14 protein-coding genes are annotated in these 12,456 nt (G+C 32.0%); 13 read left to right on the top strand and 1 reads right to left on the bottom strand.

Annotation, left to right across the window (positions count from 1 at the left end; all coding sequences use genetic code 11):
• Positions 1–48: 48 nt before the first annotated feature.
• The 13 genes from mnmG (at position 49) to MK119_RS06445 (ending at position 11,175) form a co-directional block, all read left to right on the top strand.
• Entirely contained in the window at positions 49–1,920 is a 1,872-nt protein-coding gene (mnmG, locus tag MK119_RS06385; protein ID WP_290671985.1) for a tRNA uridine-5-carboxymethylaminomethyl(34) synthesis enzyme MnmG, read from the top strand.
• A gap of 33 nt (positions 1,921–1,953) precedes the next feature.
• A complete protein-coding gene (locus MK119_RS06390; protein WP_290671987.1) occupies positions 1,954–2,781 on the top strand; it encodes a GNAT family N-acetyltransferase in 828 nt (275 codons plus the stop codon).
• A 203-nt stretch (positions 2,782–2,984) separates the two neighbouring features.
• Positions 2,985–3,827, top strand: coding sequence for a class I SAM-dependent methyltransferase (locus MK119_RS06395; protein WP_290671989.1), 843 nt, complete (start codon positions 2,985–2,987; stop codon positions 3,825–3,827).
• 327 nt (positions 3,828–4,154) lie between these two features.
• Positions 4,155–4,679, top strand: a complete 525-nt coding sequence (locus tag MK119_RS06400; RefSeq protein WP_290671991.1) for an OmpH family outer membrane protein — start codon at positions 4,155–4,157, stop codon at positions 4,677–4,679.
• Between the two features lie 293 nt (positions 4,680–4,972).
• A complete protein-coding gene (locus tag MK119_RS06405) occupies positions 4,973–7,351 on the top strand; it encodes a TonB-dependent receptor (protein WP_290671992.1) in 2,379 nt (792 codons plus the stop codon).
• 4 nt (positions 7,352–7,355) lie between these two features.
• The gene (locus MK119_RS06410; protein WP_290671994.1) at positions 7,356–8,204 is read left to right on the top strand and encodes a DUF4249 domain-containing protein; all 849 of its coding nucleotides are present in this window, start codon (positions 7,356–7,358) and stop codon (positions 8,202–8,204) included.
• Positions 8,205–8,400: 196 nt separating this feature from the next.
• Entirely contained in the window at positions 8,401–8,922 is a 522-nt protein-coding gene (locus tag MK119_RS06415; protein WP_290671996.1) for an RNA polymerase sigma factor, read from the top strand.
• 10 nt (positions 8,923–8,932) lie between these two features.
• Positions 8,933–9,064 carry a hypothetical protein gene (locus tag MK119_RS06420; RefSeq protein WP_290671998.1) on the top strand — a complete coding sequence of 44 codons (132 nt, stop codon included), beginning with the start codon at positions 8,933–8,935 and terminating at the stop codon, positions 9,062–9,064.
• Positions 9,065–9,126: 62 nt separating this feature from the next.
• Positions 9,127–9,477 carry a hypothetical protein gene (locus MK119_RS06425; RefSeq protein ID WP_290672000.1) on the top strand — a complete coding sequence of 117 codons (351 nt, stop codon included), beginning with the start codon at positions 9,127–9,129 and terminating at the stop codon, positions 9,475–9,477.
• The gene (locus tag MK119_RS06430; protein ID WP_290672002.1) at positions 9,458–9,799 is read left to right on the top strand and encodes a hypothetical protein; all 342 of its coding nucleotides are present in this window, start codon (positions 9,458–9,460) and stop codon (positions 9,797–9,799) included. Before MK119_RS06425 ends, MK119_RS06430 begins: the two co-directional genes overlap by 20 nt.
• Positions 9,800–9,942: 143 nt before the next feature.
• On the top strand, positions 9,943–10,365 hold the full coding sequence (locus MK119_RS06435) for a hypothetical protein (protein ID WP_290672004.1): 423 nt from the start codon (positions 9,943–9,945) through the stop codon (positions 10,363–10,365).
• Positions 10,366–10,552: 187 nt separating this feature from the next.
• Positions 10,553–10,873, top strand: a complete 321-nt coding sequence (locus MK119_RS06440) for a hypothetical protein (protein ID WP_290672006.1) — start codon at positions 10,553–10,555, stop codon at positions 10,871–10,873.
• On the top strand, positions 10,837–11,175 hold the full coding sequence (locus tag MK119_RS06445; RefSeq protein ID WP_290672008.1) for a hypothetical protein: 339 nt from the start codon (positions 10,837–10,839) through the stop codon (positions 11,173–11,175). Before MK119_RS06440 ends, MK119_RS06445 begins: the two co-directional genes overlap by 37 nt.
• A gap of 97 nt (positions 11,176–11,272) precedes the next feature.
• Here MK119_RS06445 and MK119_RS06450 read toward each other — a convergent pair whose 3' ends face one another.
• A complete protein-coding gene (locus MK119_RS06450; RefSeq protein ID WP_290672010.1) occupies positions 11,273–11,773 on the bottom strand; it encodes a hypothetical protein in 501 nt (166 codons plus the stop codon).
• Positions 11,774–12,456 lie beyond the last annotated feature (683 nt).

Below are 12,456 nucleotides of genomic sequence, written 5' to 3' on the forward strand. Positions count from 1 at the left end.
CACTTTCAAATATAATCGATAAATATAACCGAATTTCAATCGTTAGATATGTTTAATACGGAATATGATGTGATCGTAGTTGGAGCTGGACACGCAGGATCTGAAGCTGCCGCCGCTGCTGCGAATATGGGAAGCAAAACTTTGCTCGTTACGATGAACTTGCAGAACATTGCACAGATGTCTTGCAATCCTGCTATGGGAGGAATTGCCAAAGGACAAATTGTGCGTGAAATTGATGCGCTTGGTGGATATAGTGGAATTGTTACGGACAATTCGGCCATTCAGTTCAAGATGCTGAATAAGTCAAAAGGACCTGCAATGTGGTCGCCAAGAGCACAAAGCGATCGTATGCGTTTTGCAGAAGAATGGCGTCTTATGTTAGAACGAACAGAGAACCTTGATTTTTATCAAGAAATGGTGCGTGGTTTAATCATTGAAGGAGGAAAAATAAAAGGTGTAAAAACATCTCTAGGACTAGAAATTAGATCCAAAACTGTAGTACTTACCAATGGAACTTTCTTGAATGGATTGATCCATATTGGAGATAAAAACTTTGGTGGTGGAAGAGCAGGAGAAAGAGCCGCAACTGGAATCACAGAAGAACTTACGGAACTCGGTTTTGAATCTGGAAGAATGAAAACAGGAACACCACCACGTGTGGATGGTAGATCGTTAGATTATTCAAAAATGATCATTCAACCTGGAGACGAACAGCCGGATAAATTCTCATATCTAAAAAACACAAAAGCATTAGAGAATCAACGTGCTTGTCACATGACATATACATCACCAGAAGTACATGATTTACTTCGTGAAGGTTTTGATAGATCGCCAATGTTTAATGGTAGAATTAAATCGATTGGACCTAGATATTGCCCTTCAATTGAAGATAAAATTAACCGTTTTGCAGACAAAGATCGTCATCAATTATTTGTAGAACCGGAAGGTTGGAATACAGTTGAAGTATATGTAAATGGCTTCTCAACTTCGCTTCCAGAAGATGTTCAATTTAAAGCCTTACGATCTGTTGCTGGTTTTGAAAATGTGAAGTTCTTTAGACCAGGTTATGCAATCGAATATGATTACTTTCCACCAACACAATTAAAGCATACATTAGAAACTAAGATTGTAGACGGATTGTTTTTTGCAGGACAAATTAATGGAACAACAGGATATGAAGAAGCAGCCTCGCAAGGACTGATGGCAGGAATAAATGCAGCACTAAAAGTCCAAGAAAAAGAAGAATTTATCCTAAAAAGAAATGAAGCTTACATCGGAGTTTTAATTGATGATTTAATCACAAAAGGAACAGAAGAGCCTTATCGAATGTTTACGTCTCGAGCAGAATATAGAACACTACTAAGACAAGACAATGCCGATTTTAGATTAACACCAGTTGGACATGAATTAGGTTTGGCAAGTGAAGAACGTTTACGTGCGATGGAACAAAAGAAAACAAACTCAGATGCATTTATTCAATTCTCTAAAGACACGAGTGTAAAGCCAGATGAAATAAATCCTGTACTCGAAGCAAAGAACTCTTCAAAAGTAAAGCAACAAGATAAGATGTTTAAGATCTTCGCACGTCCAAATATCAGTATGGATGACATGCGAAAAGTTGCTTCAGTAGAGAACTTTATTCAAGAAAATAATCTTGGAAAAGACGTATTAGAACAAACAGAAGTACAAGTTAAATACGCAGGATATATCAACAAGGAAAAAAATAATGCAGACAAGTTAAATAATTTGGATCGTGTAAAAATTCCTCTTGATTTTAAGTATGAAGGTTTAACAAACCTGTCCATGGAAGCACGTCAAAAACTATCCAAAATCAGACCCGTAAACTTATCACAAGCATCACGAATAAGCGGTGTTTCTCCTAGTGATATAAGTGTGATGCTAGTATATTTAAACAGATAAAATTTTTAGTGTTCCACGTGGAACACTTTTCTTATGGAAATAAAATCATTAGAAAATACACCGATCAGAGATATTGTAGCTACTTTAAATTTTGCGTTCTCTGATTACTTTATTCCGATCAATTTTACGGAAGAATATGTAAACGAACGTTGGACAGCTTCGGGTGTAGATTATAATTTATCCTTTGGTATTTTTGACAGAAACAAACTTGTTGGTTTCATTATTCATGCAATCAATTTTTATGGAGAAACTAAAGTTGCCTATAATGCTTCTACTGGAGTTGTTCCTTCACACAGAAGACAAGGTTTGTTGTCTAAACTTTACGAAAAAGCAATTTCTGTTTTAAAAGAAAACGGAATCCAAAAAAGTACATTGGAATGTATCACAAAAAATGAACGCGCAATCTTAGCGTACCAAAAAGTTGGATTTAAAATTGATCGTCATTATCATTTGTACAAATTAGATTGGAAAGGAGTACGAATTAAAACTGCATTAAAAGTAGAAGAACGTTCCAATTATTCTCTTCAAGATTTTAAATATTTACAAAATTATTTCCCATCGATAGAAAATCAAGATCATTGTTTAGAAAAATACAAAGAGAACTTAAAATCGATTGTTGTTTTAGAAAGTGAAAAAATTGTAGCGTATTTAATTTTTCATAAAATTTCAAAAAGAATTCATAGGTTAGGAGTGCACGAAAATAATTGGAATACTTTTGGCGAAATTTTATTTTCAGGATTACCCGCAGGAAATTATAATATTATTAATATAGATTCAGAAAATAAAAACATTCACAATTTTTTCAAAAAAATGAATTTTGACAATTATATTAATCAATATGATATGAGTTTTATTTTATAATAAAGGTTAGTTTTTATAACTGTGGAAGTATTTTGTAAAAACTAAAATTTTTTAATAAATATAAACTTATGTTCCACGTGGAACATTTTTATAAATTACTTTTTTAGATAGAATTTGTAGACATTTTTGAAATTGAGATAAAGCAAAAAATAAAAATATAATTGTATCTAACTAGATACGATAAATAAAATAGGAGCACTAAAATGGAAAACATAACGGTAAAAGATCATTCCGTTTCAAACGAAGAATTTCAATTGGTTTTTGATGAAACTTTAGAAATGTATAAAACCGAGCCGCAACCGAGTTTGGAAACCTTAGCTTCTTATTACGAAAGTGAAGATTATATTTCACACACAGATGCTAAAAGAAATCTTTTTGAAAAAATATATCATTGGGTTCGTACTTATATGCTTTCTAAAAAAATGATGCTTGTTGATCGGTATACAAAAAGCGATGCTGAAAAAGTATTAGACATAGGTTGCGGAACAGGAGACTTTTTAGTAATGGCCAAAAAATATAAATGGGAAGTTGCAGGAATTGAACCTGACGAACAAGCACGAAAAATTGCTATTACCAAAATTAAAACAGAAATTCATACGAACGAATGGCTTTCTGAAATTCCAGATCATAGTTTTGATGCTATTACCATGTGGCATGTTTTAGAACATGTTCCAAATTTAGAAGAGCAGATTCAAACCTTAAAAAGAATAGTAAAACCAAAAGGAAGTATTTTTATCGCTGTTCCAAATTTTAAAAGTCATGATGCAAAACACTATAAACAATTTTGGGCAGCGTATGATGTTCCACGACATTTATGGCACTTTTCTCAAAAAGCAATAAAATCACTTTTTGAAAAGGAAAATATGAAAGTAGTAAAAATCTTACCAATGAAATTTGATGCTTATTATGTGAGTTTGCTTTCCGAAAAACACAAAACTGGAAAAATGAACCCAATCAAAGGATTTTACAGAGGATTTGTTTCAAACTTTAAAGCAATCTTATCTTCTGAGTATTCTTCGCTCATTTATGTCATTAAAAATGACTAAAATCACATTTTAAAGCGTTTTAAGCATATTTTACACTGTATTTTATATAATGTGATGTCTTTTTTTTAATGTGCGTTAAAAAATGCCGTAAAAAAAGTTAATTTTAATTGCTGTTGTTTATTATTTTTAATTTAATGATAAATTATACTTATAATTTGATTTTTCATGAAAAATGATGCAATCTTCACAATTTGTTATGTAAACTTTATTTCTATTTTTGCGGCAAGGAAAATTAAAAAACGTCGTTTCCAAATACGAAGATGAAATTGGAAATTAGTGATGTCTTTATTTTTTGAAAAGAATAGATAACAACAAAAAACTATACAAATGAAAAAACTAATTGTTTTAGGAATTGCTGTATTGGCATTCTACTCTTGTGAGAAACCTGCAAAAATTGGTTTTGTTGAGAATAGCAAATTGATTGGCGAATATCAGGAGAAAAAAGATTTAGAAGCTGAGTTTAAAGCACGTATTGAAGCTTTTAATAAGAGAAAAGATAGTATGCAGCAAATGTTTAATTTAGAATATAAACAAGCGCAAGAAAAAGCAGCAAAATCTTCTCCAAAGAAACAACAAGAATTATCACTACAAATTCAACAGTTAGGAGAGCGTTTGGATAAGCAAATAAACATTGAGCAAAACCGTATTTCTGATGAAAGTAAAGTGAAAAACGATTCTATCATAAACAAAATAAAGCGTTTTGTTAAAAATTATGGAGAAGCGAATGGATACGACTTTATTTTTGGACTAAACGAAATCACTGGGAATTTATACCACGGAAAAAAAGAACATGATGTTACCAAAGCTGTTTTAGATGAATTAAACAAAGACTACGCAGCAAAGAAAAAGTAATAGAAACTACATACAAGATTCAATGAAAAGACTTTCGAAAGAAGGTCTTTTTTTTATGCCAAATATAAGCTGCTAATTCTACAGTAGAATTTGTATTAACATCGTATTTTCAAATAATTGCATTTGTGTAGCATACACAAAAAAGACATAATACTTTGTTAAAAAATCCATTAAAAATTTAACCTCCGCTCATATAGCGTTACTTTTGTTTCTAAAAAAATGTTAAACGTGCAACCTTTTATACTTGTAATTGTCAATAGCGTTGTAATATCAATCGAAAATCTATTAATCAGATGAAAAACAGTCTTATTTGGCTATGTCTTTTAGTAACTGCCACAATGTTTTCACAAGAAAAATATAGTGTAAGTGGAACTATAAAAGATGGCAAAAATGGAGAAACACTATTTGGCGCTACAGTGTATCTCAAAGGAACTACAAATGGAGCCGTTACCAACGAATATGGTTTTTATTCCATTACTGCGCCCAAAGGAACATATACGTTAATTGTGTCTTTTCTTGGCTATGAAAATGTAAGTAAAGAAATAACCTTAGACGTAGATCAAACCGTTAATTTTGAAATAAAAGAAGCATCTACCTCACTAGAAACTGTTGTGATAGAAGCGGAAGAATCCGAACGTGTAAACATTAGAAAACCACAAATGAGTGTTTCTAAACTCAATGCAGCAACCATAAAGCAAATGCCTGTTGTGCTGGGAGAAGTAGATGTCATTAAATCTATTCAAATGTTACCAGGAGTGACAAATGGTGGTGAAGGCACTGCAGGATTCAATGTGCGAGGTGGTGCTGCCGATCAAAATTTAGTATTACTTGACGAGGCAATTATATACAACACTTCGCACTTTTTTGGCTTTTTCTCTGTCTTTAATGCAGATGCCATCAAAGATATTAAGCTGTATAAAGGAGACATTCCAGCAAAATTTGGAGGACGAATTTCATCTGTGTTAGATGTGCGTCAGAAAGATGGAAATAGTAAAAATTTAGAGGTCAATGGTGGAGTAGGACTTATTTCGAGTCGTTTGGCAGTAGAAGGACCAATGTTCAACAAAAAAGGTTCGTTCTTAGTAGCAGGAAGAACGTCGTATGCACACTTATTTATGCCATTAATTCAAGAAATAAAAGACGATAAAATTTCATTTTATGACTTGAATTTAAAGACCAATTATGAAATTAACGAAAACAACCGAATCTATCTTTCAGGATACTTTGGTAGAGATATTTTCGACATTTCAAAATTCATTAAAAACCGATACGGAAATGCGTCTGCCAACTTGCGTTGGAATCATGTATTTAACGAAAAACTATTCTCTAATCTATCACTAATTTACAGTAAATACGATTATAGAATTGTATTGGATTTTATCAAACTTGATTGGGTCGCAGATATCAAAAACTTCAATTTAAAATATGACTTGCGCTACTATGCTAGTGATAAATTAAAGCTCGATTTTGGAGTTAGTGGAATTACGTACGATTTTAATCCAGGAGAAGTAAAACCTACAGATCCTAGTTCGTCAATTAATTTTAGAAAATTAGATCAAAAAAGAGCTTTTGAAGCAGCAGCTTACATCAGTGTGGAGCATGAATTAACGGATAAATTAACAGCGCAATATGGTTTGCGTTTTAGCACATTTAGTCGCTTGGGAGGACAAGTGTTATCTGATTATGCAAACAATCAACCAGTTGTCTACAATGACGAAATTGGCATTTATGAAGAAGGTGAAGAAATCGGTACAACTGATTACAAGAAGAGTGAAAGCATCAAAACATTTGCAAATTTTGATCCAAGACTTGGATTATCGTATCAATTGAATGATGACTCTTCGGTAAAAGCCAGTTACACTCGATCAGTACAATATGTACACTTACTTTCAAATACAGTTTCTGTGACACCTGTAGATGTTTGGGCTCCAAGCGGACGTTATATAGAACCACAAAAATCCAATCAATATGCGGTAGGATACTATCGAAATTTTAAAGACAAAACCTACTCTTTAGAATTGGAAGCATATTACAAAAATGTGGATAATAGAATTGACTATATTGATGGATCTGATTTAATAGGAACAAACAATATAGAAACAGAAATTTTAAACGGAGAAGCAAGAGCGTATGGTTTAGAAATATTATTCCGTAAAAACTTAGGGAAATTCAAAGGATGGTTTGCATATACACTTTCAAAATCTGAACAAAGAGCACTTGGTGGTAATGCTGGCGGACCGGGAATCAACAGAGGAAATTGGTATAATACACCGTATGATAGAACACATGATTTTTCAGTAACGGGAACGTATGACTTTAACGATAAATGGAAGTTTAGTGCCAATTTTGTGTATCAAACAGGTCGTCCAGTAACCTATCCAAACGGACAATATGAATATGAAGGCTTGTCTATTGCTAGTTTTGATGAACGAAATGCAAATCGTTTACCAGCATATCATAGATTAGATTTGTCAGCAATTTATACGCCAGGCAAAAACAAAAACAGACGTTGGCAAAGCGAATGGGTTTTTGGCTTGTACAACGCTTACGCGAGAAGAAATGCAGCTTCTATCTCATTTACACAAGATTTTGATACAGGTGTAAATGAAGCACGTAGACTTTCTATTTTTGGAAGTGTTATTCCATCAATAACCTATAACTTTAAATTCTAGAATCATGAAAAAATATATAAAACTAACTACGCTTTTAATGCTATTTATAGTATTAATTTCTTGTGATGATAAAATAGATATAGATGTTCCTGAAGCACCACCACGTTTGGTAATTGAAGCTTCTTTAGATTGGGAAAAAGGAACTACAGGAAACAATCAAACAATCAAACTAAGCACATCTACACCGTATTTTGATACTACATTGAATACTAGTGTTATTGGTGCTACTGTAAGTGTTAGAAATAATAACTCAGGTGCTGTATATAACTTTGTTGATCAAAATGATGGAATTTATACGATTGATAATTTTGTACCTGTAATAAATGATTCATATACATTGACGGTAATTCATGATGGAGAAACGTATACTGCAACCGAAAATATGATGGCGGTTACGCCTATTATGAACCCAACACAATCGCTAGAAGGAGGTTTTGATGATGAAGTATTAGATTTAACCATCTTCTTTGATGATCCTGTTGATGAGGAAAACTTTTATATGGTAAGTGTAAAAGAAGAAGGTGATTTATTTGCCGAATTAGAAACGCAGTCCGATGAATTTACCAATGGAAACACCCAAGAAGAATTCTTTGAAAAGGATCGCGATGATGAAGATGAAACGGCAGAATATAACCCTGGAGATACTATAAACGTTAAACTATTCGGGATTTCACAGCGTTACTATAATTACATTACCTTATTAGTTGAGCAATATGATTCTGGAGGCGATCCATTTGCAACCATCCCTGCTGAAATAAAAGGAAACTGCATTAATGAAACAAATGAAGCTAATTACGCTTTTGGATATTTTAGAGTTACAGAATTTGAACAAATAACATATACGTTCCAATAAAACTCAGAATACAGCAGTTTATTTAATTCGAATTTTTATTGAAGTAGAAAGCGTAGTTTTTATTGAAATTACGCTTTTTTTATAAGAAGATGAGTTTTTGATACTAGACAATTTTTTAAAAATTGCAACCTTTTGATAATTCAATTGTCTATAATAAAAAAACAAACCATAATTGAACACCATACGTTAAGACATAGTGAGCAACGCTATCTTATTTAAGCATAAAGAACTCATAGAAAAGAGCAAGATAGGAGATCGTAAAATGCAATGCAAACTGTATTCATTATACGTAGATGCTATGTTCAATGTGAGTATTCGGATTGTGAAAGTAAAAGAAGACGCCGAAGACGTAGTTCAAGATAGTTTTGTAGATGCATTTAAAAATTTAGCATCATTCAAATATGAAAGTACGTTTGGTTCTTGGTTAAAACGGATAGTGATTAACAAAAGCATTAACTATTTAAAAGTAAAACGGATTCCATTAGTAGCGATAGAAGAACAAGAATATTGGATTTCAGATGAAAAAGAACTAAACCCCGAGCAATTAGATATTAAAAACATAAAAAAAGCCATACAAAAACTGCCAACAGGGTATCAAACAATAATCAATTTATACCTCATTGAAGGATATGACCATAATGAAATAGGAGACATTTTAGAAATAAGTGTATCAACTTCTAAATCAAAATACCACAGAGCAAAAAAGAAGTTAATTTAATTAATTGATCATGAAAGACGAATTAAAAGACGACATACAAGCCAACAGAAACCAATTCGATGATCACGCTATAGATGAAGCTGATAAGCTAAAATTATGGGCAAAAATTAGTGAAGAATTTCCTGAAACACCTCAAAAGTAATCCCGCTTTGGGAAAAAACTTCATTCAGAGTAGCAGCAGCTGTAGTACTACTATTTGGATGTTTGTTTGCTTACTTTTCTAAAAATAATGTTGAAGGAGAATATGATATGGTGAGTGATGAATTTCGTCAAATAGATAAGCACTATAAATCACTTGTTGTAAATCAAATTAAACTAGTAAAAAACAGTACCAACTTAACTAAGGAAGAACAAGCAGACTTCTTAAGTTATATTGACGAATTAGATCAAGAATATATCAAACTCAAAAGTGAATTAAAACAAGGTGTAAACAATCAATTAATAATAGAAGCAATAATTAATAACTACAGGAAAAAAATAAAAATCATGGAGGATCTGCTTCGAAGATCGTATCCTGTTCAAAATAAAGTAGACGATGGCGAACTCATTTTATAAAGCATTCTTAGGTTTAGTGTTTTGTTTGCTGTCGTATCAAAGTGCAGTATCACAACACAAACTCACAAAAGAAATCAAAGAAACACATGCATTTACTAATGAAAGTAAATTATACTTAGAAAATAAGTATGGCGATATTTTTGTGAGCGGTTGGGATAAAAACAATATCGAAATTGTAGTAGATGTTGAAGCCGAAAGTAAAAATGCAGAAAAAGCACAAAAATTATTAGATAGAGTTCAGGTTTCTATTGTCGCTAGCAACGATCAAATAAAAGCTTCTTCAAAATTACACCCAAAAAAGGAGGTTTTCTCGGAAGATTAGATCCTTTCAAAAATGAAAAAATAAAAATCAATTATACGATCTATCTGCCTAAAAGAGCTTTTATAGAAGTACATAACACCTATGGAAATATTATTGTTTCTGATTGGAATGGAACACTGAAAGCAGATGTTGAACATGGAGAAATGCAATTATCAACAGCACTCAAAAAAGCAGATTTGACTATTAAACATGGAAAATTGAATGCTGTAAGCTTAAATGATTCGCACATTACCAGTAAAGATGCAACGATAACGATTCATAGCGGAATATTCTTAAAAATTGATTCTGATGGCTCTGAAATGATTTTAAATAATATGCAAAACTTGGACCTAAACTCAAACAAAGACCATATAGATATTTTAAAATCAGCAGGAATTTCAGGAACAATAAAACATTCAAAAATATTTCTAAAAAATCTAGGAGGAGAAGCTACGTTGAGGTTACACTATGGAGAATTAAGAATTTTAAAACACCTTACAAACTCTCCAAATATAAATATTGATCAAAAAGAAGCAGAAGTTTACATAAACATATCAGAAACTGATTTTATTTTTCCGCTAAGTTAGAACAAGGCGTATTACGTATTCCTAAAAAGATGAATAACATAGAAAGTGAAATGATAAAAAGGAGAGAAAAAATAAGACGTATAAGCGCATCGTATGGGAATAGAAAAGGGAAAATTTCCTGTACAGTTTACAAAGGAGTCATCATCCTAAAAGAACTATAAATGAGAAACAACGAAATAATCAAAAAATGAAAAAGTTAATAACAGCAGTATTTACACTATTCATTTTCAACTCGATCATAGCACAAACCAATGAAACAGAAGACTATGTAGAATTTGACGATCGCAAAAATGTAGTGCATGGATTTTATTTAGGCATATCGCAACATTTTGGAAGGATTTCTAGTGAATGGGCTAGATTAACCAATCTGAAAGTTGCATATGTAGCTAACAGAAAGCTTGAAGTAGGTTTTAGTGCAACTGTTTTTACAGTGAACAACCCAACAATACTATTCGATATAGAGGAGATAAAGTGTTACTTTTTGGTGGATATGCCGGATTACATTTAGAACCCATTCTATATGGAAATAGATCTATCAGTGTTTCGTTTCCGTTACTTGTAGGTGGTGGAAGATCTTTTATATTAGAAAAAAAGGAAAATGGAGACTTTGACGAAACTCCTTTAGAAAATGATACGGAAGATTATGATTCATTTTTTGTAGCAGAACCTGGAATTAATGTACTGTATAATGTTTCCAGATACTTGCAAATTGAAACAGGAATACGATATCGTTTTGCAGAATCTTTTAGACTTCCAGATTATGGAAAGGATAATATTAGTGGCTTTTCTGTGGGAATAGGTCTGAAATAGGAATCTTCAATCTAGGAAGAAAGAAAAAAATAAAAGACAAATTTTAATTGCTAAAAAAAACCTCTTAAAAAACAATTTCTAAGAGGCTTTATAGGTGTCATATATGATAAGATTCATTATGGAAACTGTTGTAAAAAACAGCGGGTCTTCCTGCTGAAATAACAGTCATGTGTTGTCTTGAATACAATTCACCATTATCGGTTCTTCCACTAGCAATGATATTTTTCATTCCTCGGTAAAACTTACTTACATAATCTCCATCAACGACTTCAATACCCATCAAATGTGATGTTCCTATTCTTGTTTCAATAATATATCCTACACCATTTTCTATTAAGATTTTTTGCCCAATAGCTGGTGGTGGAAACAATTGACTTATAGTAATATTGTGTAATGGAGCTAATCTGATATAATTTGATTCATCTACAATAGCAGGAGTTGCTACAGCTGCTTGTGCTTCCGAATTTCCATGTAACATAGATACTGTACGACCAAATCTTGGCGTGTTAGAGTTGTCTAAACAAAACATCCACAGAGTTACAAACTTTTTACCATCTTCTGTTTCTGCAACGGCACAATATCGAGCGTGTACTTTCAATGGATTTACACGTTTTCCGTCGTCGTTTAAATCTAAATTATAAAATATATTCGTTGTTAATGTTCTTGCAGAATATGTTCCTCGCCTTTAACAATAACTTCTTCTAAAGGCTCTGTTGGGTTAAAATAAGCAAAAACGGTTACGTTTTTTCTGCTACTTGAATTGCGTATGGTTTAATTAATTTTAAATGAATTCCTACTCTTTTTTGGTTTTTCGGATTTCCCCTTACATCATCAAAATAATACAGTAGCTACTCACTTTATGAAGATATTTTTCTGATTACAATACAAATGTCGAATGATCTAGGAATAATTTTTAGCGCATAAATACTTGATTTTTGAAAAGGGTTTAATAGTCTAATAATTTGATAATCAATTTATAGTAAAAGTAAAAATGATAAAATTGAAGTAAAATTTATAAGTTATTCTGTATTGAAAAATTAAATAGATACATTAAAAATATATAGCTTAAAAAAGACATAAAAAAACCTCGGCAATAAAGAATTACCGAGGGAAGAAAAACTAGTAAATAGGTTTTGAGATGTATTTTCTTTTTCCCGAATTTTGTGAGACAACTATTAAAATAGCTGCTTTTCTTTTTCATAACAATTCGTTTCCCATCCTAATTTCTTAGTTCAGTTAAAAAGGGCAACAAAGACTTTAGCCTCGATCTCAATAGCTTTG

Origin of the sequence: Kordia sp. (assembly GCF_022447245.1) — a bacterium.
Taxonomy (GTDB): Bacteria; Bacteroidota; Bacteroidia; order Flavobacteriales; family Flavobacteriaceae; genus Kordia.